Below are 25,406 nucleotides of genomic sequence, written 5' to 3'. Positions count from 1 at the left end.
CATGCCCAACTTCGCTGAACTGCTGCAACAGGGTGGGACTCACGCCTGGCTGTACTTCCCGAGCGCAATTTTACTTGGGGCCTTGCATGGCCTGGAACCGGGTCATTCAAAAACCATGATGGCGGCCTTCATCGTGGCCATTCGTGGCTCGGTCAAACAGGCGGTTTTGTTGGGTTTGGCCGCGACGCTGTCGCACACGGCAGTGGTGTGGCTGGTCGCTATCGGGGGCATGTATTTGGGTAAAGGCCTGGATGCTCAAACCACGGAGCCTTACTTCCAGCTGGCGTCCTCGGTATTGATCATCGTGATTGCGCTGTGGATGCTGTGGCGCACCTGGCGCGGTGAACAAATGTTCAAGTTCGAGCAAGGTGACAATCATCACCACGGCGAACATGGCCATGGCCATCATGATGAGACCCACCGCATCGACACTGGCCATGGCCGAATCGAACTGTCGATCTTTGAAGAAGGCATGCCACCGCATTGGCGCCTGAAGGTATTGAGCGGTCATGCCTGGAGAGCCTCAGATGTTCGCCTCATGACGACCCGTCCAGACGGCAGCACTCAATCGTTCTCTTTCGTCGAGCGCGAGGGTTTCCTGGAGTCGGCCGTGGATATCCCGGAGCCGCATGAGTTCAGTGCTCGCTTGAGTCTTGGGCATGCGGGCCACTCCCATGATTACGATCTCGAGTATCAGGAACATAGTCACGGGCACGGGCATTCGGAACTGGAAGGTCTGGAGTTGTCGATTGATGGCTATCAGGACGCACACGAACGAGCGCACGCCAATGATATCCGCAAACGCTTCACCCACCGCGAGGTCACCACGGGGCAGATCGTCATGTTCGGTCTGACTGGCGGTCTGATTCCATGTCCTGCGGCGATTACCGTCTTGCTGCTCTGTCTTCAGGTTAAAGAGGTCGCGCTAGGGGGCATGCTGGTTCTGTGCTTCAGCATCGGCCTGGCGATCACTTTGGTGACGGTGGGCGCTGCTGCGGCCATTGGCGCTAAGCAAGCGTCCAATCGCTGGCCCTGGCTGGGCGCCGTTGCTCGTCGCGCGCCATACCTGTCCAGCGTATTGATCATCGGTGTTGGCCTATACGTGGGCTTTCATGGTTGGATCGGCCTGAATGCGTAAATAGACCATCTCAGGCGATGCTGCCTGCATGGCTCATTAGGCGAGGATGATCTGGCGGGCCCGAAGCCCGCCAATTTTGGTCAACCCGTTCAAGCTCTCTAGCGCAGCAAATGCACTGCCAAACCGGCAAGCGCACAGACCATCAACACCTGAATGACACCGCGTTTGAAGCGGAACAAGGCCACCGCCGCCGCAATGGCGATCAGTGCAGACGGCCAGTCCAGGTTGCCGCTGAAGCCCTTCGGCCAAAGCACGTGATAGCCGAAGAAACACGCCAGATTGAGGATCACTCCAACCACCGCCGCCGTAATGGCGGTGAGCGGTGCCGTGAACTTGAGTTCGTTGTGAGTCGACTCTACCAGCGGGCCGCCCGCGAGGATGAACAAGAACGAAGGCAGGAAGGTGAACCATGTCACCAGGGACGCCGCGACAGCGCCAGCCAGAAACACCTGATCAGCTCCGAAGACTTGCGAGACATAGGCGCCGACAAACCCCACGAAAGCCACCACCATGATCAGTGGTCCAGGCGTGGTTTCCCCCAGCGCCAGGCCGTCGATCATCTGAGTCGGGGTTAGCCAGCCATAGTGACCGACCGCACCTTGGTAGACATAAGGCAGCACCGCGTAGGCGCCACCAAAGGTCAGCAATGCGGCTTTGGTAAAGAACCAGCTCATCTGGGTCAAGGTGCCTCCCCAACCAAAGAGAGCGGTCAAAATCCCCATCGGCAACGCCCATAACGCCGCGCCGATGAGTGCGAGGGAGGCGAGTCTCAACCCGCTAAATCGGGCATGTTCAGGGGGCGGCGTGTCGTCATCGATCAAGGCTGGGCCAAAGGACTTTTTGGCGGCGCTGTGGCCCCCGACCCTGAATTTCTCGGGTGCCAGGCGTCCGCCGACATAACCGACCAATGCCGCGCCCAGTACGATCAACGGGAATGGAACATTGAAGGCGAAGATCGCCGTAAATGAGGCCGCAGCAATCACCCACAGCCAATTGTTCTTCAGCGCCCGAGTGCCGATCCTGTGTGCCGCCTGCACGACAATCGCTGTCACCGCAGGCTTGATTCCATAGAAGAGTCCGGCGACCACGGGTACTTCACCGAAGGCGATGTACATCCACGACAGGGCGATCAGAATGAACAGCGAGGGCAGCACAAACAGTGCACCCGCAATGACGCCACCCCATGTTCGATGCATCAACCAGCCGATATAAGTCGCTAGCTGCTGAGCTTCCGGCCCCGGGAGCAACATGCAGTAGTTGAGGGCATGCAGAAATCTGCGCTCGGATATCCAGCGCCGTCGTTCTACCAGCTCCTGGTGCATGATCGAAATTTGTCCCGCAGGCCCGCCGAAGCTTATGAACCCCAGCTTCAGCCAGAACCAGAACGCCTCACGCAGACTGATCGCTTGCGGCCTGGACAGCTCCTCGTCAACGGCCAACGCGCGAGCCTTGCTCATAAATGTGTTCCTCTTGTTTTTTGAAAGACTCGCAACGGATCTCGCGCCATTCCGGGCGACCTCGCACATCAGTGTAGAAACGTTGTTCTGGACAACCTGTAGCAAATAACTCGCTGTCCGTCCCATAGTTGGCATTAAAGCGAATAAAACTATTGAAAAAAACTTCTATTAGCTTTAAACGAGAAGCTCACCGGCACATTGCCAGTAATCAGCATGTGAGTTTCGCCAGTTTTTGGCTCAGGGAGCACTGATGAGTTTTCGTCCATTGACCGACTCCCCGCGGCAATCGACCGATTGCGACGCTGTCGCACCTCAACTGAATGAACAACCCGATACTGTCGGCATGACCTGTGCTGACAATGAAGACACGATCGCCCAATTATTGGACTCAGCTCGTCACTGGGCCCACACCACCGCGTGGGGGGTTTACCGCGCCGGTGAACAAATGCATTTAGTCGGGCAGGGCGACCCTCGGGTGCAATGGCCATCAAGCATTGCAAACGAAGCGTTTGAAGCCTTTTGCCTGACCATGGGCTTGCACCGCTGGCCGACCGGCAAAGGCGAAAGTGTGCTGGGCTGGCTACTCGCGCCAGTCGATGATGCCGCGCAGCCGGCGCTCGCCGAGTTTGCCCGGCGCCTGGGGATTCAGGTACAGACCAATACCCTTGCCCGTGCGCAGATTACTCAGCGCGTACTGTATGAAATTACCTACCTGGCCAGTTCGACCCGCGACCGGTCAGTGTTTCTGGTGGGGGTTCACCGGCTGCTGGCCAGCCTGATCGACGCCGAGAACTTCTATCTCGCGCTGTATGACCCGCACAGCGGCAAGATTGACTACCCGTATTACGTCGACATCATCGACGTTGATGCCCTGGAGTCGGAAAACTACGAATACCTGGACCCTTCGCACCTGTCGCTGACCGGCCAGGTGTTGACCTCCGGACAGCCGTTGCTGATCGACGCCGCCGGCATTCTCGCGGCTCAGGCCCAGGGCCGATTCTACTGCGTGGGTGATCGTCCAGAGTTTTGGATGGGCGCACCGTTGAAAAATGCTTCGGATGACGTGTTTGGCATGCTTGCCATGCAGGTCTACGACGTTTCTCGTACCTACAGCGCTGAAGACCGCGCGCTGTTCCTGGTGGTAGCCCGCCACGTGGCCATGGCGCTGGACCGGATCCTCCACCGAGAGGACCTGGAAGCGACGGTGATGCGCCGCACCCTGGAGCTGTCGGCACTCAACGATGCCTTGAGGCAGGAAGTGGCGGACCGCGAGCGTGCCGAACATCTGCAGAGCGCGCTGTTCCAGATTGCCGAACTGTCGAGCCAGCCTGGCGACATGGCTGAGTTGTTTCAAACCTTGCATGGCATCGTCGGTGATCTGCTGTTCGCGCAAAACTTCTACATCGCGCTGTTCGACGACGCGACCACTGAAGTGACCTTTCCCTATTATGTCGATGAGCGACAGACGACCCGCCCGGCGGCCCGGCGTGGGCGCCGCGGCTTGACCGAGTACGTGATCCGTCAGCGTCGACCTTGCCTGATTGATGCCGGCGAGGCCGAACGATTGGCTGCGCGCGGTGAAATAGAACTCGCCGATGAGTATGTCCGGTCCTATTCCTGGCTAGGCATCCCCTTGTTTGATGGCGATGCAGTGCGCGGCGTGCTGGCGGTGCAAAGCTATACCTCGCAGGTCTGGTACACGCTGCGCGACCAGGAACTGCTGACGTTCGTGTCGCGCCACATTGACACCGCGTTGTCGCGACGCACAGCCGCCGAAGCGATCCATGCCGCCAACCTCAAGCTCGAAGCCCGGGTACAGAACCGCACCCGCGAGCTCGATCACGCCAACGCCAAGTTGCAACACGAAAACTCCCACGATGCGCTGACCGGCCTGCCGAATCGCACCTACCTGCAACAGCGCCTCGGTCTGGCCTGGTCGCAGTTCGGCAGCGAAGGCGGGCACCTGGCGGTGATGTTCATCGACCTCGACCGTTTCAAGATGGTCAACGACAGCCTCGGCCACCATTTCGGCGACCTGCTGTTGATGCAGGCCGCCCAGCGGTTACGCGGTTGCCTGCGCGAAACCGACATGCTGGCTCGCCTGGGGGGCGATGAGTTTTCGGTGCTGGCTCCCGCAGCGCCGCTGGAGGTGGTGATCGAAATCGCCGAACGGATCCTGGTGGCGTTTGACCTGCCGTTTTTCATCAATGGCCATGAAGTTTTTTCGTCGTGCAGTATTGGCATTGTCAGTGCCGACGGCCAATTCCATCACGAGCCGGCCGACCTGCTGCGCGACGCCGATGCGGCGATGTACCGGGTCAAAAGCGCCGGGCGCGACAGCTACGCAGTGTTCAACCAGGAAGTGCGCCGTGAAGTCTCGGACCAGGTTGAGCGGGAAGGGGCCTTGCGCAATGCGCTCAAACGTACAGACGAACTGCTGCCGTATTTCCAGCCGATTGTCAGCGTCGAAACCGGCGAACTGTTGGCCCTTGAAGCGCTGATCCGCTGGCATCAGCCGGGCGGCCGGGTGATCGCGCCGGGCGAGTTTTTGCCGGATGTCGAGGGGTTGCGCCTGATCGGTCGACTGGACCTGTACATGCTCACCAGCATTGCAGTAATCCTCGCACAGCCCGAGCACGCCAATTGGCCTGCGGTGCACGTCAATTGCTCCAGCTACAGCATGACGCGCCCGGAATTTGCCAGTGAAGTGCTTGCCCTGTTGGCCCGGTGCGGGGTCGCGCCGTCGCGGATCTGCCTGGAGTTGACCGAAGGTGCGCTGGTCGCAGAGCCAGCCATTGCCCGACTGACCATGCAGCAATTGGCCGACAACGGCATGTCGGTGGTGCTCGATGACTTCGGTGCAGGGTTTTCATCCCTGAGCTATGTGCATCAATACCGTTTCAGCGGCCTGAAGATCGACAAGTCGTTCATCCTCGAACTGACCACCAGTGCCCGCAGTCGCGCCATCGTGCGGGCCATTGTGCGCATGGCCGAATCGCTGGACCTGAGTGTGGTGGCCGAAGGTGTCGAGGATAAAGCGACCCTGGACTTGCTGCGCGAAATCGGCGCTGAGCAAGCCCAGGGTTACTACTTTGCCAAGCCGATGGGGTTGGAAGCGTTGTTGGCGAGTTCGCTGCTTGATCAACGCTGAGCGCCTCGCTTACGCCGACGTTTGATCCTCCTTTCTCCCAGCCCCGCCAGTATCTTTGGACTGTCGGGCACTGCGCCGCAGTTCTTGCGGCGTGCGCCCTACGACTCGCACGAAGCTGCGCAGCATGTGATCGGCATCGCCGAAGCCGAAGCACCTGGCGATCTCCTCGAAGGTTTGGTGTCCGTCCTCGACCAGAGGCCGCGCTGACTCGATACGCAGGCGCTCGATCGCTTTCGCCGGAGTCACTCCGATAGCCGCTGCGAATACGCGACCAAACTGGCGCACGCTCATATGGGCGACGTCGGCCAGTCGTTCAACGGACAGATCGTCACGCAGATGATCGCGCGCGTAGCTCAGCACCGTGCGGATGCGATCCGAGCCCGGGTCGAAATCCAGCAGCGAAGAGAACTGGTATTGACCCCCCGGTCGCCGGTAGTAAACCACCAGCATGCGCGCGACGGAACGCGACACCTCTTTGCCCAGGTCTTGTTCGATCATGGCCAGGGCCATGTCGATGCCCGCCGACATGCCGGCGGACGTCCAGACATTCCCGTCTTCGGTCCAGATTCGATCGCCGTCCACGCGCAGCAACGGATAGCGTGCTTGCAACTGCGGCGCATAGTTCCAATGCGTGGTCGCGACGCGACCGTCGAGCAGGCCGCTCTCGGCGAGCAGGAAGGCGCCGGTACAGACACTGGCCGTGCGGCGAGAGCGCGGGGACATGTCCCGTATCGCAGCCGCCATCGGCATCATCCGGTCATCGATTGGGGCAGTTGGTGCGCCGACGATGATGAGCGTGTCGAGGCGCTCGACAACCTGCATGGTTTCAGTCGCCACTTGCAGTCCGCTCGACGCGTGGATCAACCCGCCCTCCAGTGACGCGACCGTGAATCGATAGCTCGAAGGGCGCGCGCGATTGGCGTTGGTGAAGGCTTCGAGCGGGCCGCTCAGATCCAGCAATACGAAGCCTGGGTAGACCAGGAAACACATGTGACGCTGCATGAACGGAACGCCCAAAGTCTGAATGGGGGAAGCCATAGTACGCGCGTGCTGTCTGGAAGGTCACGAAGGAGTAGCGAGCCCATCCGCCTCCTGCAAGGTGGCTGCGCGTGTCGGCCGAAATCCAGGGATAAATGTCCATTTCGTGCCGTCTTCTCGCCGTACCGTAAATGCACCCCCACCCTTGAGGACGTGCAAATGACCTTCAACAGAACTACCCCCGGAAAAATGATCGCCTGCGCCACCTTGCTCGCGGCGTTCCTGATTGCACCGGGCATTGGCGCCGCCGCCGAGGACCCGTATGCCGACCCGGTCAAACCCGCGCTCCCAGCCTCCACCTTTGAGTGGGATTCCAGCCGAACCGCGCTGGTCGTGATCGACCCGCAGATCGATTTCATGAGTCCAGAGGGCGCGGGCTGGTCAGTCTTCGGTCAGAGCGTTACCGAGCAAAATCTGGTTCCGCATCTGAGCAAGCTGTTCACGGCGTTCAAAAAGGCCGGAGCGACGGTCGCTATCTCGCCGCACTACTACTATCCCCACGATCATAAATGGGAGTTCGAGGCGCCAGCGGAAACCGTTCAGCACAAGCTGGGGCTCTTCGATCGCAAGGGCGCCTTGACACTTGATGGCTTCCGTAACTCGGGCGCCGACTTCATGCAGGAGTTCAAACCCTTCATCGAAGACGGCAAGACCATCGTCGCCTCACCGCACAAGTTGTATGGCCCTCAAAGCAACGATCTGATGCTGCAACTGCGCAAGAAACGGATCGACAAAATCGTCCTCGTGGGCATGGCCTCCAACCTGTGCGTCGAATCGCACCTTCGCGAGTTCCTGGAGCGTGGCTTCGAAGTGGTTGTCGTCCGCGACGCCGTCGCCGGTCCGAAGCTGCCTGACGGCGATGGATACGGTAGCGCGCTGGTCAACTTCCGCTACATCGCCAATGACGTGATGACGACCGACGAAGTGGTGAAAAAACTCGAAGGGCAGTGATCCAGGGTATGTGCCATCTCCTGACCAGAGACGGGGGCCTTGTGGCTCCCGTCTCTGCTGACTGACGCGGAGTACCAAATGAGCAATAACAAAAACAATGGGCCTGCTAGCCCGGACCGGCGAGATTTTATCGTTCTTGGCTTGAGTGCCGCCGCACTGGCGGCGTTTTTTTCGGCGCCTTGCCTTGCAATTTCGTCCGTCAACTCTCCTGACATCAACAGTGGAAGCATGATCATGAGCAAAGTGACTACCCAAGATGGCGTTGACATTTTCTACAAGGATTGGGGGCCGAAGAACGCCCAGCCCATCGTGTTTCACCATGGGTGGCCGCTCAGCAGTGATGATTGGGACAGTCAGGCGCTGTTCTTCGTTGGCTTGGGTTATCGCGTCATCGCACATGATCGGCGCGGCCACGGCAGGTCCTCTCAAGTGAGCGGCGGCCACGATATGGACCACTACGCTGCAGACGTCGCGGCGTTGGTTCAGAACCTGGATCTACGCAACGCTGTGCATATCGGTCACTCGACCGGAGGCGGGGAGGCGACGCGCTATGTCGCCAGGTATGGCCAGGTGCAGAAACGCGTGGCCAAACTGATTTTGATTGGTGCGGTACCGCCTGTCATGGTCAAAACCCCGACCAACCCAGGCGGTCTTCCCATCGGGGTGTTCGATGACATGCGCAAGCAACTGGCAGCCAACAGGTCTCAGTTCTATCTGGATGTCGCCAGTGGCCCGTTCTACGGTTTCAACCGCCCGGGTGCCGCTGTTTCGCCGGGCATGATCCAGAACTGGTGGCGCCAAGGCATGGCCGGCGCGGCAAATGCCCATTACGAGTGCATCAAGGCCTTCTCTGAAACCGACTTCACGGATGACCTGCGGGCGATCACCGTGCCAACCTTGGTCATGCACGGTGACGACGACCAGATCGTTCCCATTGCTGACTCGGCGCTGCTGTCGAGCAAACTGCTGAAAAATGGGTCGCTGAAGGTGTATGAGAAGTTCCCCCACGGAATGTGCTCGACGCACGCCGATGTGGTCAATCAAGAGCTGCTGAAGTTCATTCGCGGCTGATCGGGGCAAGCCATGGTCCTGCTGCTCGCGGGGCCATGGCTGACCGCATTGTTCGCCCGATGTCCAACCAAACAACGGGATTTAACGTTTTATCAAGGAAATCTTGGTTCCTTCAATACTGACGCCAGCCATCAAGCCTTGCTGGTCGATGATGAACGCGTACGCGTCATCTTTGAGCGTCGAGCTGGAAAGGTTTTTCGCAACCCCTTCATCAACCACCACTACCGTGGGTCCTACACCGATTTCCCAACCTTTGGTTTCAGCGACATATTTCACCGCTTTGTCGGTCATCAGAAACAGCACGTAGCCATACGACTGGGCGCCAGCCTGTAGCCCCCATGACCCACTGACAGAGTTGTAATAGTTATCTACTTTCGTGCCCTTCATTAACACGCCTTCGCCATAGCTGCCGCCGAAGACAAGGCCTGCCTTGATGATTTTCGGGAAGACCAAAATCGCCTTGGCCTTGTGCGAGAGGGTTTCGGCAGCGGGAGTTGATTTGTAGAGAAGTTGCAACGCTTGCCGAGAGTCGGCATTCAGGTCCTCGGCGGTGGCCGCACCGGCAGTGTTCAGGAGACTCGCCGATGCCAATGAGGCTGCCGCGAGGAAGAGCGATAGGAAGAACCGCGTTGATTGAGTCATTTGCGTACTCCGATAAGGGAGCATTGGACGCGAGCAGCAGTCAGCGCCTGCCTCAGACAGGAACCGAAACCACTGGAGTATCCGGCGCACCCTGAAATATGTGGATTGCAAGCGTCGCTCTTGATTGCAGGGGACAAGGCCACTGGCCGGTTGCGATGCCATCAATGGTTGTGACCACTGTGTCAGTGTAGGGTTCGCTGTCAGATTTGCTACTGGCCGATATCGACCTAGGCAACCTCCGATACTCTGCGCATGCTTGGCCGACACCTTGGGAAATTCCCTACAAGAAAGAGGGCTGTTTCCTACGGCGAGTGCTCACTTTTTTAACCAGTATTCAGCGCTGATCAAGACTGGAAGAGTGACCGACCAAACATGAAATACCCGAGGGTGCTGGTACTGGATGACTACGCATTTACGCGCAACATCCATGTGATGATGCTCCGGCGCCTGGGCGTAACAGATATCCTTCAAGCAACGGATGTCCGGCAGGCACTGCTCGAGTTAGAGGCCTCAGGTGGGGTTGACATCGTATTGTGTGACTTGGCTGGCAGAGACCTTAATCATCTGGAGTTTCTCCAACAGGCGGCGAGAACAGGAATGGTCCGGGCCGTAGCGCTCTGCGGCACCTTGCAGCCAACCGTGAGCCGGGCACTTGAGAGAACGGCGCTTTTAGTCGGCCTTGAGCTGCTGGGGATAATGAGCCAACCCATGCAGATGCGCCCCTTGCATCGGATAATCCAGCAATACCGGCAACGCTGGGGGGTATCGAAGGTAGAGCCCGAAATAGCGAAACTAATACCTAGCGCCTACGATATTCGCAGGGGATTGGCGCAAGGTGAGTTTCAGGTCTGGTATCAACCCAAACTCACTTTGCGCGAAGACACCTTTACTGGCGTCGAGGCACTGGTCCGTTGGGATCACCCGACTCGGGGGTTGTTGTTGCCTCGCGACTTTCTGGCTGAAGTGTTGGCGCACAACCTGATTGGTGAAATGTTCGAGCACGTGCTGGAGCAGGGCCTGACTTTTCTAAGCGACATGCGCAAGCAAAACATGAATATCGAGATCGCTTTCAATCTGCATGCCTCGCAGATGGCCTCGGATGATTTGGCTGATGACATACAATGCGCGCTTAAGCGACATGAACTCTCAGGCTCGTCATTGATTTTCGAGGTAGCGGAAAGCGGTCTGCTTGATCTCGATCCCAAGGCGCGGGACAACTTGTTGCGCTTGCGTATGCTCGGATGTGGCCTGGCCATCGATGATTTTGGTTTGGGGGCTTCTTCACTGCAACTGCTCTGTCACCTGCCTTTCAGCCAGATAAAACTTGATAAGAAGTTTGTAAATGCACTCCATCATCCTTTCAGTAAAACCATGGTAACCAGCACTCTGGCGCTGGCTCAATCGCTGAATATGAGCCTGGTCATTGAAGGCATCGGCAGCAAATGGGTACGAGACTCATTAGTGCAAATGGGGTGTGAAGAAGGGCAGGGTTTTTTTCTGGGACGGCCGATGTGCGCCAAGGTTCTTCGGACCTGGCTGCGCCAAAGACCCCAGTAACAGATTTGTAACAGAAACTAATGATAGCCTTGCACCTGCCGATCAGAAGGATGTAATGAAACTGTCTGTTGGCTTGGAGGAGGGGTTAACATCATCAATTGCGCCGTGGTTATAGTGGGAGCCAACAAGGACTAACATGTTAAAAGTAATCGTTGTAGATGATCATCCTTTTATACGTTCGTCAGTCAAAATGCTTCTGGCGCATGAAGGTTTTGAAGTCGTCGCGGAAACTGATAATGGCGCCGATGCCGTTCAACTGGTCATTGCTCATGAGCCCGACCTGGTTGTGCTGGACATCACCATTCCGAAGCTTGACGGCCTGGAAGTTATTCGACGTATTCGAGCGTTGGAGGTCCGCACAAAGATTCTGGTATTGACTTCTTTGGCTGCAAAATTTTATTCCATGCGGTGCATGAGTGCCGGTGCGGCGGGCTACATCTCCAAAACCGATGGTCTTGATGAGCTGATCAGGGGTGTCAAAGTCATCATGTCCGGCTATAGCTATTTTCCGGATATACAAGCCCTTTCTGTTCGCCGCAGCGATGGAAGCGCAACCGATGAGGAGTTGATTAGTACGCTCTCGAACAGAGAGCTGGCGATTCTCAAACAACTGGCGAATGGGCTCAGCAATAAAGAAATTGGTGACATCATGCTCTTGAGTAACAAGACCGTCAGCACTTACAAGGCGCGGTTGATCGAGAAACTTAATGTCACGTCCGTTGTTTATCTGGCAGATTTTGCCAAACGCAACGATCTGCTTTAAATGGTGAAGTCTCTTTCATACTGTCTGTCGCTGGTCGTGCTTGTAATCACGGCCAATTTCACCTCTCCCGTAGAAGCACAACCCAGCACGCTGAGCGTGTTGGGCCGTTCCAGTGTCAACGGTGCTTATCACGTAACACTCGACGGGAGAGATTGGCGTTGGTTGCGCTCAAAGGCCGTATTGGTATTGGGGGCCTCGGCTCCCGATTACGCGGCGTTCGATATGACGATCAATAATGATCAGATGGAAGGGATGACGGTTGACTATGCGCAGTTGATTGCCGAGCTCCTGGGGGTCAAGGTTGAGATTCGCCGGTATGACAGTCGCGGCGAAGTGCTGGACGCGGTCAGAAAAGGAGAAGTGGATTTTGTCGGGACGGCCAATGAGTTCGAGACGCAGTCTCCGAACATTGTGCTCAGCCATCCCTATTCCAACGACAAGCCCACATTGGTCACCCGCAAGGGCGACAGCAGTGATTTGCCGGTAGACCTGAACGGCAAGACCATTGCCATGCTTTACCACTACCTGTCGCCTGATTCCGTCCGCGCTTTTTACCCTAAAGCCACCTTGCAGCTTTATCCCTCCATGCTGGGTGCCATTGGTGCTGTAGCGTTTGGCCAGGCGGATGTTTATCTCGGTGATTCTGTTAGCGCCAATTACCTGATCAATAATAATTTTTTAAATAATGTCGAGTTAGCGGACTTCTCCCGCATGGAAGTTCGCGACTTCAGCTTTGCCATGAATAGCGCAAACCAACCCCTGATTCGTGTCGTCAATGCAGCCGTAGACGCGATTCCAGCGAGTGCACACATGGAAATCATGAACCGTTGGGGGGCGGGCGGGGAGAGCATGCCAGGCAAGCGGCGTCTGAATTTCAGTAGCAGTGAGCAGCGATGGCTGGATGAGCACCCCAGTGTTCGGGTCAATGTCGTGGGGGGTTATCCGCCTTTGTCATTTTTTAACAAGAATGGCGACTACGCAGGTATTGCCCATGATGTGTTGAGCAAAGTATCGCTGCGCACAGGGTTGAAATTTGATATTCGGGTAATGCCGTCGGTTGCTGCGATGGTGGAAAATGTTGGCAAAAATGATTCCGAAATTATAGCCGCGCTCACTCCGAGTTCGGAGCGCGAGCGTGCCTTGCATTTCACACGACCTTACTTGTCTTCGCCCTATGTGCTGATTGCCAAAGCGAACACCGACATTTCATTTGCGCCCGAAAAACTCGCTGGCAAACGCTTGGCGCTGGCTCGCAGTACGGGCATGCACGAATGGCTGGCGGCCAACTTTCCCAAGATCCTGCTCGTCGATGCTGACAACTCTGAACATGCTATGAGTCTGGTCCTGCATGGTGAAGCGGATGCAATGGTTGGTCCGCTGATCATCAGCAATTACACGGTAAATCATCATTTTGACGGGCAGTTACGAGTCGTCAGCACCATCGGTAACGACTTTGCGCGCATGGCCTTCGCGACAAGCCGCGGGGCATTGGAGCTCCATTCCATTCTCGACAAGGCGTTGCTGAGCATTCCACCCGAGGAAATGGATGAAGTAACGAATCGCTGGCGTAACGATGTGTTGATCGAAGACAGCTATTGGACGCGTAACAGAACGCTCTTCATCCAGGCTATTGGTGGCGTGTTGGTGTTGTTGGCGCTGGCGCTGATATGGATCGCCTATATGAAGGTGGCGTTGCGCAGGCGCGATGAGGCTGAGCGGGCACTCAACGAGCAACTGGAATTTATGCGGGTCTTGATTGATGGAACACCCCATCCGATCTACATCCGGGACCGCAATGGGGTTTTGTTGATTTGTAATTCCAGTTACCTCAATGCCTTTAGGGTCGAGCGCGAGGATGTGGTTGGAAAGACCAAAGTGAAGTTGCTCTGCCCTGAGGACGCAAGGAGTTACGAGGAGGAGTTCCAGCGGATCATCAGCAGGGGCTCGCCGATGGTTCGAGACCGTGAAATAACGATGCTGGATGGCCGTAAACTGGAGATTTATCACTGGATGCTGCCTTATCGCGACAGTAATGGCGAAGTAGGTGGGGTGATTGCCGGATGGATTGACATCAGTGAACGCCAGGCACTTGTCGGGCAATTGCGTGAGGCGAAGGAGATCGCCGATGAGGCCAAGGAACATGCCGATGATGCCAATCGGGCCAAAAGTCTGTTTTTGGCGACGATGAGCCATGAAATCCGCACGCCTATGAATGCAATCATCGGCATGCTTGAGCTGGCGATGAAAAAGGCCGATCAAGGCGTAACGGACCGGTTTGCGATTGAAGTTGCGTCTGGCGCTGCTCGTGGCCTGCTGGATTTGATCGGCGATATTCTGGACATCGCCCGAATCGAGTCCGGGCGTTTGTCGCTGTCGCCAGAGAGGGCCAATTTGCGTGAGCTTCTGGAGTCGGTACTGCGGGTGTTCGAAGGTGTCGCCCGGCAAAAGCGTCTGAGCCTGCTACTGGATCTGGACTTCCAGATGCAGAGTGATGTGCTCATTGACCCTTTACGCTTCAAACAGATTGTTTCCAACCTGCTGAGTAACGCGATCAAGTTCACCCAGGACGGCCAGGTGCGATTGAGCATGCAGGCACGCCCCGCCAAAAATCCGCAGTTCATGGCCGTCGCCCTCGTCATTGAAGACACCGGTATCGGCATTTCGGAGGAGGATCAGCAGAGCTTGTTCAGCCCGTTTACCCAGGCAAGCAACAACACTCAATCCGGGCGCAGTGGTTCCGGGTTGGGGTTGGTGATCAGTCGGACGCTGTGCGAAATGATGGGTGGGCGTTTGCTCATGAGCAGCGTTTTCGGCAAGGGTACAAAGGTTGAAGTACTCATGAGTCTGCCAACGCTGGAACCACTGGCTGAACTGCCCGGGATGATGCCGCATGAAACTGCCGCGCAACATCAGGTGCTGAATGTGTTGGTGGTTGACGACTATCCTGCCAATCGACTTCTGGTGTCTCAGCAACTGAGCCACCTGGGACACCGGGTGAGTGATGCCGTAGACGGCAGGCTGGGTCTGCAAGCCTGGCGCAGTCAATGGTTCGATGTGGTGATCACCGACTGCAACATGCCGGTGATGAATGGCTATCAGTTGACTCAAGCCATTCGCGAAGAGGAACACACCAAAGGCCTCGCACCGTGTTTGATTCTGGGTTTTACCGCAAACGCCCAACAGGAAGAGCGGACCCGTTGCATCAAGGCGGGTATGGACGACTGCCTGTTCAAGCCTATCGGGCTGGAGGAGTTGAAGTCGTGCCTGGATGCCGTAGTGCCTGTTGTACGCAGTGAGGTGGAGACCTCGATTCAGCGCAGCAACGAGATTGACCTGACCAGTGTCGAGCAACTGACCAGGGGAGACAAAGCGTCGATCAATAGCCTGATTGATGATCTGTCCACCGCGAACGAAGAAGACATGGCGCGGCTGATCAAGTTGTTTACCCAACACGACCTGAATGCATTGTCTGACCTGGCTCACCGAGTGAAGGGGGGCGCGCGAATCATCAGGGCGCAACGACTGATCGAGTGCTGTGAACGTCTTGAAGAGGTTTGCAATGGCCGCGACACCTCTCAATTGGCTCAAGCGGTGGATGAGCTACAACAAGAGATGGAGCAATTGGCCGAGAAGCTGAGCCTCTACGTGGCTTGAACGCAGAGGCCGAAAGGCCGGTTGTTTTGACCGGGCCGGAAATCAATCACGGCATAAACTGGGTTTATGCCGGATTCGCCAGGGAACACCAGAACACTACAAAGCCGTTAACTTCCTTGTATCGCCCCTAGTGCCCCCTCGTTTTAACCAATAGAAGACTTCCTGCGATGCTCGCTCAGCGAAGCATGAATGGCCAAGTGTGCCTGATAGAAAAAACAGCCGCCCTTGCACGTCAACTTAATTAAAACTATCGCGGCCTAACATCAACTCTATCAAGCACCTCTCATCGATGTTCAGTTACATCATCCTATTGTTGGAAATGTAAGGCGAAAGCCAACTACTTGTAGGAAATTTCCTAACAAGAGCAGGTGGGCCAGTAGTGCGCCGAAATATGTTAGCGAGGTAATAACGCTAGGAAGTTTCCTACATTAAACACCAATGAACTTATCTACAGTCGCCCCATGGCCTCGGGTAGTTCATCTGTGGGCCCAAGCCCCCTCAGCAGGAAATGTAGCGTAATGAACAAAATATTCAGGTTGGTTTGGAATGCGGCACTCAATACTTGGGGTGTTGCTTCGGAACTTGCAACTGCCAAGACCAAATCCAATCGTTTAGGCGCCCCCCGCGACGCAACCACTGCCGCTGCGTCGAGCGTGGAACTGTTTATCGGGAGCGTTGCGGCCAGCGGCCACAAGAAGATCAATTCGGTAACTAAGCTTGCCGCTGCAGCATTGTTGTTTGGCGCCGGCTCCCTAAACGTTGCTTACGCAGGCAATACCTGTTTGGTCAATGGCACATGGGTGACCGCGCCCACAGCCTCTGGGGACAATGCTCTCGCATGCGGCGAGAAAGCCAGCGCATCAGAGGTCGATGACCTGGCGCTGGGTAGTGGTGCGAACGCTAATGGCGCTATAGCGCCCGATGGGCACATAGGCGGCGCGATAGCCATCGGCAAGAACTCGAAGGCCCAAATGTACAACGCCATCGCGCTCGGGACCGGGGCGGCCGCCTACGGGACGGAAACTATGGCAATTGGTCAAGGCGCAACTTCGGGAGTGAGCGGTAACACCAGTATCGTGAAATCTTTGGCCTTGGGTTTCTCGGCTATTGCGTCTGAAGGTTATACGGTTGCCATTGGTTCAGGCACCAAAGCCACCGGCTACAGTGCTGTCAGTATCGGTAATGCTCCGATTGCTTCAGGTGCGAATGCGGTCGCGATAGGTACTTGGACCACTGCATCGGGCTTCAACAGCACGGGTATCGGTTATCTGGCGGTGGCGAATAATTCGAGGGCCACTGCGATAGGTGAATCAGCAAAAGCTTCCGGGGCCAGCGCCATCGCACTGGGTACTGGTGCTCGTGCCGAGGGCACAGCCAGCATCGGTATCGGCGATCTGAACGTAGTCACCGGCAATAAATCCGGTGCCATCGGGTCCGGAAGCTCTGTCAGTTTTAGCGGCGTATCCGGCAACAGCAGCTACAGCCTCGGCAACGGAAACGTTATCGCGAATAACAACACATTCGTGGTCGGCAATAACATCACCACCACGCAAGACAACAGCGTAGTGCTCGGCAACAACAGCACCGACAGAGCTGTCGTGGCCACGCCCACCGGCATCATCAACGGCACGACCTACAACTACGCGGGCGGGTCACCCACTGGTGTGGTGAGTGTGGGTTCGATCAACGGCGAGCGCCAGATCATTAACCTGGCGGCTGGCCAGGTCAATTCCACCAGCACCGACGCCATCAATGGCAGCCAGCTGCACGCGACCAATCAGGCCATCGCCGCTGTCGACGCTGATGCGGTCAAGTATGACGACGGCACCCACAACGCTATTACTCTGGGTGGCACTACCTACGACAACAGCACTCACACCGGCGGCACCCGTATCACTAACGTGGCGGATGGCAAGGCGCCAAGTGATGCGGTGAACTTCTCCCAATTGACCCAAACCAATAACAGCATCACCACCCTGGGTAATTCGCTGACCAACCTCTACGAGACCGGCACCAAGTACTTCCATGCCAACTCCACCGGCACCGACTCGGTAGCGTCAGGTCAGGATGCAGTGGCGATCGGCATGGGCGCGGTAGCGAGCCACGACGGCAGCGTCGCATTGGGCGCAGGCTCGGTAGCAGACGGCAGCACCTTGGGGCACAAGGCTTATCTGGTCGCAGGGACCGCAACAGGCGAAGTCAACATCGGCGACCGCCGCATCACTGGCCTCTCCGCCGGTGCAGACGATGCCGATGCGGTTAACGTCGAACAATTGAAAGCCGTCGCTGCGGGCGCCGCTGCCTCTGTGGCCGACGTGGTCAAATATGACGACAGTACCCATAACACCATTACCCTGGGTGGCAATACCTACGACAGCAGCACCCACACCGGTGGCACCACGATCACCAACGTGGCGAACGGTGTAGATGACAGCGATGCGGTGAACATGTCGCAGCTCAATCAAACCAATAACCAGGTGAGCAACAACACCACCAACATCACAAGCCTCAAAAATGACGCACTGCTGTGGGATACCAGCCTGGGGGCTTTCAGTGCCAGCCATGGCGGTGTCACCGTTAACAAGATCACCAACGTGGGTGCGGGAGATCTGAGCGCCAACTCCACGGATGCGGTCAACGGTTCGCAGTTGTATGCCTTGGGCCGACAGGTTACCGGCATCGATAATCGGGTAACGACTATCGAAAACAGCTTCAACACGATCAACAACGGTGGGGGCATCAAGTATTTCCGTGCCAACTCCTCGGGTGCTGATTCGGTGGCCAGTGGGGCCGAGTCGATTGCCATGGGGCCGAATGCCGTAGCGTCGGGCGCAGGCTCCGTGGCTTCGGGGAACGGTGCGAATGCGGCGGGTAATGCGTCTGTTGCGGTGGGCGAAGGGGCCAAGGCTTCTGCCAAAGGCAGCGTTGCGTTGGGTAGCGGGGCCAGCGATGGCGGTCGTGGTGCTGAAAACTATACCGGCAAGTACTCCGGTGCCGACAACAAGACCGCAGGTACGGCCTCCATCGGCAACGCAGCAACGGGCGAAACTCGCACACTCAGCAACCTCGCGGACGGTAAGGAAGCCACCGATGCGGTTAACCTGCGTCAGCTCGATGGTGCTGTGGCCGAGTCGAAGAAGTACACCGATGACTCGATCAGCTCGATCAACAACTCCGTTGCGAATCAGGACAAACGGGTGACCGACGTCGACAACCGTGTGACCCAGGCGGTGACGAATGTCACTAACCTGCAAAAAGGCACTGACGGCATGTTCCAGGTCAACAACACGAGCAACCTGGCAAAACCGTCAGCGACAGGCGACGACTCGATGGCCGGTGGTGCGGGTGCCAAGGCATCAGGCAAGAACAGTTCGGCCGTCGGCACCAACGCTATTGCCGCGGGTAACAACTCGACGGCAATCGGCAATGGTTCCACCGCCAAGGCGGACAACTCGGTAGCGCTGGGTGCCAACTCGGTGGCTGATCGCGCCAACAGTGTTTCGGTAGGCGCTGCGGGCAACGAGCGACAGATCACCCATGTGGCCGCCGGCACGGCGCCGACGGACGCGGTCAACCTTAGCCAGTTGAACAAGGGATTGGCTGACGCCACCAACAACGCCAATGCCTACACCAATTCGGTCTACAACTCGCTGAACAAAAATATCAAAGAGCTGGACAGCGACTTGAGTGCCGGTATCGCCGGTGCAATGGCCATGGCCGCACTGCCTCAGCCGTATACCGCTGGTGCAAGCATGACCTCCGGTTCCTTGGGCACCTATCGCGGGGAATCGGCGATGGCGTTGGGCGTGTCACGGATCTCCGATAACGGCCGGTGGGTCACCAAAATGCAAGCCACCACCAACACCCAACGCGACTTCGGCGCATCGGTGGGTGTGGGTTATCAGTGGTAACCCTTTCACGTTGATCCAGAGCCCGGCGCAGGCCGGGCTCCTCTTCCTATTTATCGTGTCGAGAATCTTATGCAAAAGCCCAATACATCACTGGTGAGCCTGTTTCTGAGCGCTTGCCTGGCCGCGACGCTGGCAGGTTGCGGTACCAATCGAAGCCATGTTGATGATCATGGCAAGTCCAGTGCCCCAGTGTTCCCGGCGCTCAAGGATGCCAGCCGTACCGAAGGCAGTTATGTGAGCGTGGAGAACTTGCGCAAGGTCGTGCCCGGCCTGACCAAGCCGCAGCTTTATGAACTGATTGGTTTGCCGCACTTCTCCGAAGCGATGTTCAACGTTCGCGAGTGGGACTACCTCTTCAAATTCCCACGGCCCGGTACCCGCGAGCCAATGGTTTGCCAGTACAAGGTGATGTTCGACGACAATAACGTTGCGCAGTCGTATCTGTTCTTGCCGCCATCCTGTGCCCAGGTGCTGAACATCAATGCCGAGGAGGGCGCTGCTGCTCCTGTCTTCCAATAGCGTTGAATTTAACGCCATTGCCTGCTGAAACAGTGCTGCAAAAAAGAAGGCCCCTATGGGGCCTTCGTCGTTTCTGGCGTTTGCACGGGGTTCATGGGAGAGATGCAGGGGATAGACGCGACAGCAAATCTGCACTGCTCATGGGGCTGGCATAAAAATATCCTTGCCCCCTTGAACAACCCAGATCAAGCAGCGTGTCTCGTTGCTCCAGGGTTTCGATCCCCTCGATGACAACTGACATGCCCAATGAGTCGCCCAGTGCGAGCGTGCTGCTGATAACTGCCTGGCAGCGTGGCTCGTGCAAGGTGCGCACGAACTCGCCATCCAGTTTGATTTCGTTGAACGGCAACTGGCACAAGCGCTTCAAGGAGGAAAATCCGGCGCCAAAGTCATCAATGGACAGTTGGCAACCCATCATGCGAAGCCGAACCAGTGTTTCAAGGCTGGCCGCTGTAGCGTCCAAAAGCCCGCCCTCGGTCAACTCAAACGTCAGGCCATCGCCTGGCAGGTCGAAGTGATCCAGTATCGATTTGATCCGCTGCGTCAGTTGACCGCCCACCAGTTGAGACGTTTGCAGGTTGAAAGCGAAATTCAGGGCGATGTCTTTTTCGCGCAATTGTTTCTGCAGCGCCAAGGCCTGGTTCAACTGGTCGAACAGCAACTCGTCCATCATCTCGCACCGCTCAAGCGTCGGCAGGAAGACCGCGGGCGATAAAATTCCCTTGATGGGGTGTAGCCACCGGGCGAGTACTTCGACGCCATACATCTCGCCGGTACGCAGATTGATTTTTGGCTGGTAATACGCCTTGATCTGATGGTCACGCAAGGCCTGGGTGACTTCCTGGCAATCAGGCAGGACCAGGTCCGGGGCTCGACTGGAGGGCTTGTATGAGCTGGCCGAGTACTTCTCCAATAACGGTGCCAACACTTCCGGTTGCAGGGGTTTGCCGACATCGCCCAGTAACTGCATACCCAACAAAGAGATAATTTTCTGTACCGAATACCGCAGATCCAAAGACATCGAACTGCTGATGATGATCGCGCCGACCAAATTGGAGTGGCTGGCCTGCTGCAAGAACTCCAGGCCATCCATGCCATTCATTCGCAGATCGCACAGCGTGATATCCACGGCGCCCACCTGTTGTAACAGTGCCAGCGCCTGTGATCCGTCTTCAGCCTGGAAGATCTCGGTGCACCCCAAGTGTTGGAGTACCTTGACTGCAAACGCTCGCTGAAAGGGATGGTCCTCAAGAACCAGTGCGCGGAGCGAAGGTTTATTCATCGCAAATGATCTTCATTATAGAAATATGGCCTGATAGTGCCGCACTAGAGGCCAACACTTTGTAGGCATGAAGCCACTGATGTGTAGGAAAAATCCGAGTGATCGCTTGGTGTAACGGCACTACGGGTATGCCCAATTCGTCATCAACCTTGCCTAAAGCGCTCAAGCCGCAACGCTTGGAATGGGCCAGTCTGGACGGTCTGTCCAAGGAGTTGATTATGATCCGACTGTCCCTGATCGAAGCCCGCACGCTGGCCGAATCGATCCTGCTGCACAACGGTTTCAACGCTGCACACGCCCAAGCGGTAGCCGCCACGGTGATTGCCGGCGAGCGCGATGGCTGTGCCTCCCATGGTTTGTACCGGATTCTGGGCTGCGTCAATTCGCTGCGCGCCGGCAAAGTGCGGGCCGATGCCGAGCCGCAGGTGATCGATCAGGCCCCTTCGATCGTGCGTGTCGATGCGGCGGGTGGGTTCTCGCAGCTGGCTTTCCAGGCCGGTATGCCGCTGCTGGAGGAGAAAACCCGGGCAAACGGAATTGCGGCGCTGGCCATTAACCGCTGCGTGCATTTCTCTGCACTATGGGTGGAGATCGAACAACTGACCGCCGCCGGCCTGGTGGCGCTGGCCTGCAATCCGAGCCATGCCTGGGTCGCGCCTGCGGGGGGAAGCCAGCCCGTGTTCGGCACCAATCCCATCGCGTTCGGTTGGCCGCGTGCGGGTAAAGATCCATTCGTGTTCGACTTCGCCACCAGTGCGATTGCCCGTGGCGATATCGAACTGCATCGGCGTGCCGGCAAGCCGATCCCCGAAGGGTGGGGAGTGGACGCCGACGGGCAACCGAGTACCGATGCCAATGTGGTGCTCGATGCCGGCGCGATGTTGACGTTCGGCGGGCACAAGGGCTCGGCGCTGGCCGCGATGGTGGAGCTGATTGCCGGGCCGTTGATTGGTGACTTGACCAGTGCCGAATCGCTGGCCTATGACGCTGGCAGCAAGTCGTCGCCGTACCATGGCGAGCTGATCATCGCACTTGATCCGCGACGTTTTCTCGGCGAGGCCACCGAGCAGCACCTGGCGCGTGCCGAAACGTTGTTCGAAAGCATACAAGGGCAAGGTGCCCGCTTGCCGTCGCAACGGCGATATGAAGCGCGGGCGCGCAGTCTGGTGGAAGGGGTGCAAATCCCGCAGGCCTTGTACAACGACTTGAAGGCATTGCTGGATTAAAAGAAGACGGGCGCCCATGGCGCCCGTTCGGTTTACAACTGTTCGCAGTGGTTATGGCCATCGACCAGGCGATTGATCCCCAGCGGGTTGGCGTTTTGAAGCGCTTCGGGCAACAACGCATCCGGGCAATTCTGGTAGCAAACCGGACGCAGAAAGCGCTCGATGGCCAAGGTGCCGACCGATGTGCCACGGGCGTCGGAAGTGGCCGGATAAGGCCCGCCATGCACCATCGCATCGCACACTTCAACACCGGTCGGGTAGCCATTGAACAGCACGCGGCCGACCTTTTGTTCCAGCAGTGGCAGCAGTTCACCATGGGTTCGCAGGTCGCCAGCCTCGGCAATCAATGTGGCCGTAAGCTGACCGTGCAGGCTGTGCAGCGCTTGGTGCAGTTCTGCCTTGTCGGCCACTTCGACGATAAGGGTGGTCGGGCCGAACACTTCTTCCTGCAACAACGGATCACCATCAAGCAGCAGATTGACGTCAGCCTTGAACAGCTGCGGTTGAGCTTGATTGCCTTGTTGGACCTTGCCGGCCAGATGACGGATACCCGGATGGCGCAGCAGGGCTTGCACACCCGTGCCGTAGCTGGCGAGTGTCCCGCTGTTGAGCATGGTTTGAGCCGGCTGCTCGTTCATCAAGTGACTCAGCCTTGCGGTGAACGCACTGAACGTCGAGGAGCGAATGCCAATGACCAGCCCCGGATTGGTACAGAACTGACCACAACCTTGGACTACCGATGCCACCAGCTCGCTGGCGATTTTCTCGCCACGCACTTGTAGCGCTTCGGGCAACACCACTACTGGGTTGATGCTGCTCATTTCGGCAAACACCGGGATCGGCTGCTTCCGGGCGGCGGCCATATCGCAGAGGGCGCGACCGCCCTTGAGTGAACCGGTGAACCCCACGGCTTGAATGGCCGGATGCTTGACCAGTGCTTCGCCGACGCCGGCACCGTAGATCATGTTGAACACGCCGTTGGGCATGTCGGTTTGCTCGGCGGCGCGCAGGATCGCATCGGCCACCCGCTCGGCGGTCGCCATGTGCCCGCTGTGAGCCTTGAACACCACCGGGCAACCCGCTGCGAGGGCGGCTGCGGTATCGCCGCCGGCGGTGGAAAAGGCCAGCGGGAAATTGCTCGCGCCGAACACCGCCACCGGGCCGACGCCGATCCGGTACTGACGCAGATCGACCCGTGGCAGCGGCTGACGCTCGGGCAAGGCCCGGTCGATGCGCGCGCCATAGAAATCGCCACGGCGCAGAACCTGGGCGAACAGACGCATCTGGCCGCTGGTGCGCCCACGCTCGCCTTGTATGCGCCCGGCAGGCAACGCCGTTTCACGGGTTACCAGCGCAACGAAGTCATCATCCAAGGCATCCAGTTGCGCGGCGATGGCCTCAAGAAACTCGGCGCGCCGACTCGCCGACAGAGCCCGAAATGCCGGGTAAGCGGCAGCGGCCGCTTGGGCTGCGGCATCGACTTCCTCGCCCGTGGCCTGCATGAACGAATAGGGCTGCGCTTCACCGGTGCTGGCGTCATGGCTTCGCAAGGTGACAGTACCGGCGGCGCTGCGCGCACCGCCGATGTAGTTGTGGCCGATGATCTCGGGCATGGAAAACTCCTGTAGGGGAAGGGGGATCAGGCCAGCGAATCGCCTCGGCGAGTGGTGGCCGGTTCGGTGCTGTCCAGGCCAGCAATCCGCGCCGCGGATTCACTGTCCACCTGATGCAGCGACTTGCCACGGGTTTCACGCGTCAGCCCGACGGCAACTATCGAAATCAGCGCGGCGCCGACCAGGTAGAAAGCGATGGGTGTCGAACTGTTGTACTTGTTGAGCAGGGTGAGGGCGATCAGCGGGGCCAGCGAACCGGCGAAGATCGGCGCCACCTGATAGCACAGGGACAGCGCGGTGTAGCGCACGTGGGTCGGGAACATCTCGGCCATCAGCGCCGAGTAGGGCGCATAAGTCATCGATTCAATGGCCAGGCCCAGGGTAATGGCCGCCATGATCAGCCAGTTGTTGCCGGTATCCATCATCGGGAAACCGATAAAACCCCAGAACGCCGTGAGCACCGCGCCGGTCAGGTACACCGGTTTACGCCCGACCAGGTCAGACAGATACCCCATCAGCGGGATCAGGAAGAAGTGCAGCAAGTGCGCGCCGAACATCAGCAACAGGATCTGTGACGTGTCCTTGTGCACCACCAGTTTCAGGTAGGTGATCGAGAAGGTCACGACGGTGTAATAGAGGATGTTCTCGGCAAACCGCGCACCGATACCAACCAACACGGCGCGCCAGTGGTGACGCAACACTTCGACCACACCCAGTTGCTGATGCTTGTTTTGCGCCTGCCGGGCCTGGGCTTCCTTGAAGATCGGTGCGTCATCGACGCTGGTACGAATCCAGTAGCCGATCAGCACCACCACCGCCGAAAACCAGAATGCAACGCGCCAGCCCCACGCGAGGAATTGTTCTTGCGACAGGGTCGACGACAACAGCAACAGGGCGAGGGTGGCCACCAGGTTGCCGGCCGGGACACCGGCCTGCGGCCAACTGGCCCAGAAGCCTCGACGATTGTCCGGACAATGTTCGGACACCAACAGAATCGCACCGCCCCATTCACCGCCAAAAGCGAACCCCTGAATCAACCGCAACAGCACCAGCAACACCGGCGCTGCATAGCCGATCTGATCGAAACCGGGCAGGCAACCCATCAGGAACGTGGTGATGCCGACCACCACCAGACTCAGTTGCAGCAGACGCTTGCGGCCGAACTTGTCACCGTAGTGACCGAACACCAGGCCACCCAACGGACGGGCGAGAAACCCGACGGCGTACAAGGCGAAGGCGGCGAGGATGCCGTCGACCGGGTTGCCGGTCTGGCGAAAGAACAACTGGCCGAAGACCAGTGCCGAGGCGGTGCCGTAGAGAAAGAATTCATACCATTCGGCGACGGTGCCGGCCATGGCGGCGGCCACGACGCGCTTGAGTCCCGAAGTTGTGGTTGCGCTGCACGAGCTTGGGGGATTGGACATGCTGACGTT

At 57.8% G+C, this 25,406-nt stretch carries 16 protein-coding genes; 10 read left to right on the top strand and 6 right to left on the bottom strand.

Annotated features, from left to right (window positions below; all coding sequences use genetic code 11):
- Position 1 precedes the first annotated feature (1 nt).
- Positions 2 to 1,138, top strand: coding sequence for a nickel/cobalt efflux protein RcnA (locus LOY55_RS15915; protein ID WP_258665703.1), 1,137 nt, complete (start codon positions 2 to 4; stop codon positions 1,136 to 1,138).
- A gap of 98 nt (positions 1,139 to 1,236) precedes the next feature.
- On the opposite strand, the gene chrA is transcribed toward LOY55_RS15915, so the two are convergent.
- The gene (chrA, locus tag LOY55_RS15910; protein ID WP_258665701.1) at positions 1,237 to 2,595 is read right to left on the bottom strand and encodes a chromate efflux transporter; all 1,359 of its coding nucleotides are present in this window, start codon (positions 2,593 to 2,595) and stop codon (positions 1,237 to 1,239) included.
- Positions 2,596 to 2,845: 250 nt separating this feature from the next.
- Here chrA and LOY55_RS15905 point away from each other — a divergent pair, with 250 nt between their 5' ends.
- Positions 2,846 to 5,746, top strand: coding sequence for an EAL domain-containing protein (locus LOY55_RS15905; RefSeq protein ID WP_077430145.1), 2,901 nt, complete (start codon positions 2,846 to 2,848; stop codon positions 5,744 to 5,746).
- 9 nt (positions 5,747 to 5,755) lie between these two features.
- On the opposite strand, the gene LOY55_RS15900 is transcribed toward LOY55_RS15905, so the two are convergent.
- Positions 5,756 to 6,784 (bottom strand): GlxA family transcriptional regulator, encoded by a 1,029-nt coding sequence (locus tag LOY55_RS15900; RefSeq protein WP_258665698.1) that lies wholly within the window; start codon positions 6,782 to 6,784, stop codon positions 5,756 to 5,758.
- A 159-nt stretch (positions 6,785 to 6,943) separates the two neighbouring features.
- On the opposite strand from LOY55_RS15900, the gene LOY55_RS15895 reads away from it, so the two are divergent.
- Positions 6,944 to 7,735 carry a cysteine hydrolase gene (locus LOY55_RS15895; RefSeq protein WP_109787162.1) on the top strand — a complete coding sequence of 264 codons (792 nt, stop codon included), beginning with the start codon at positions 6,944 to 6,946 and terminating at the stop codon, positions 7,733 to 7,735.
- A 234-nt stretch (positions 7,736 to 7,969) separates the two neighbouring features.
- Positions 7,970 to 8,806 carry an alpha/beta fold hydrolase gene (locus LOY55_RS15890; protein ID WP_046027180.1) on the top strand — a complete coding sequence of 279 codons (837 nt, stop codon included), beginning with the start codon at positions 7,970 to 7,972 and terminating at the stop codon, positions 8,804 to 8,806.
- Positions 8,807 to 8,887: 81 nt separating this feature from the next.
- On the opposite strand, the gene LOY55_RS15885 is transcribed toward LOY55_RS15890, so the two are convergent.
- The gene (locus tag LOY55_RS15885) at positions 8,888 to 9,448 is read right to left on the bottom strand and encodes a YSC84-related protein (RefSeq protein ID WP_046027182.1); all 561 of its coding nucleotides are present in this window, start codon (positions 9,446 to 9,448) and stop codon (positions 8,888 to 8,890) included.
- A gap of 387 nt (positions 9,449 to 9,835) precedes the next feature.
- Between LOY55_RS15885 and LOY55_RS15880 the strand changes: the two genes are divergently transcribed.
- The 5 genes from LOY55_RS15880 (at position 9,836) to LOY55_RS15860 (ending at position 19,852) form a co-directional block, all read left to right on the top strand.
- Positions 9,836 to 11,005 carry an EAL domain-containing protein gene (locus LOY55_RS15880; protein ID WP_258665695.1) on the top strand — a complete coding sequence of 390 codons (1,170 nt, stop codon included), beginning with the start codon at positions 9,836 to 9,838 and terminating at the stop codon, positions 11,003 to 11,005.
- 136 nt (positions 11,006 to 11,141) lie between these two features.
- Positions 11,142 to 11,768 (top strand): response regulator transcription factor, encoded by a 627-nt coding sequence (locus tag LOY55_RS15875; RefSeq protein ID WP_046027186.1) that lies wholly within the window; start codon positions 11,142 to 11,144, stop codon positions 11,766 to 11,768.
- Positions 11,769 to 15,422, top strand: coding sequence for a transporter substrate-binding domain-containing protein (locus LOY55_RS15870; protein ID WP_109787164.1), 3,654 nt, complete (start codon positions 11,769 to 11,771; stop codon positions 15,420 to 15,422).
- A gap of 461 nt (positions 15,423 to 15,883) precedes the next feature.
- On the top strand, positions 15,884 to 19,333 hold the full coding sequence (locus tag LOY55_RS15865) for a YadA-like family protein (RefSeq protein WP_309475385.1): 3,450 nt from the start codon (positions 15,884 to 15,886) through the stop codon (positions 19,331 to 19,333).
- Positions 19,334 to 19,402: 69 nt separating this feature from the next.
- The gene (locus tag LOY55_RS15860; RefSeq protein WP_258665690.1) at positions 19,403 to 19,852 is read left to right on the top strand and encodes an outer membrane protein assembly factor BamE; all 450 of its coding nucleotides are present in this window, start codon (positions 19,403 to 19,405) and stop codon (positions 19,850 to 19,852) included.
- A 91-nt stretch (positions 19,853 to 19,943) separates the two neighbouring features.
- Here the strand turns inward: LOY55_RS15860 and LOY55_RS15855 are convergent, their stop codons facing one another.
- A complete protein-coding gene (locus tag LOY55_RS15855; RefSeq protein WP_077430151.1) occupies positions 19,944 to 21,134 on the bottom strand; it encodes an EAL domain-containing protein in 1,191 nt (396 codons plus the stop codon).
- A gap of 218 nt (positions 21,135 to 21,352) precedes the next feature.
- Here LOY55_RS15855 and LOY55_RS15850 point away from each other — a divergent pair, with 218 nt between their 5' ends.
- Entirely contained in the window at positions 21,353 to 22,360 is a 1,008-nt protein-coding gene (locus tag LOY55_RS15850; RefSeq protein ID WP_046027845.1) for an Ldh family oxidoreductase, read from the top strand.
- Between the two features lie 32 nt (positions 22,361 to 22,392).
- Here the strand turns inward: LOY55_RS15850 and LOY55_RS15845 are convergent, their stop codons facing one another.
- Both LOY55_RS15845 and abaF read right to left on the bottom strand, forming a co-directional pair.
- Entirely contained in the window at positions 22,393 to 23,973 is a 1,581-nt protein-coding gene (locus tag LOY55_RS15845; RefSeq protein ID WP_258665687.1) for an aldehyde dehydrogenase (NADP(+)), read from the bottom strand.
- Between the two features lie 26 nt (positions 23,974 to 23,999).
- A complete protein-coding gene (gene abaF / locus LOY55_RS15840) occupies positions 24,000 to 25,397 on the bottom strand; it encodes a fosfomycin efflux MFS transporter AbaF (protein ID WP_258665686.1) in 1,398 nt (465 codons plus the stop codon).
- Positions 25,398 to 25,406: the final 9 nt, after the last annotated feature.

The organism is Pseudomonas sp. B21-040 (genome assembly GCF_024748695.1).
GTDB lineage: Bacteria > Pseudomonadota > Gammaproteobacteria > Pseudomonadales > Pseudomonadaceae > Aquipseudomonas.
The sequence above is the reverse complement of the archived record's forward strand: the minus strand, read 5'-3'. Positions and strand labels throughout refer to the sequence as shown.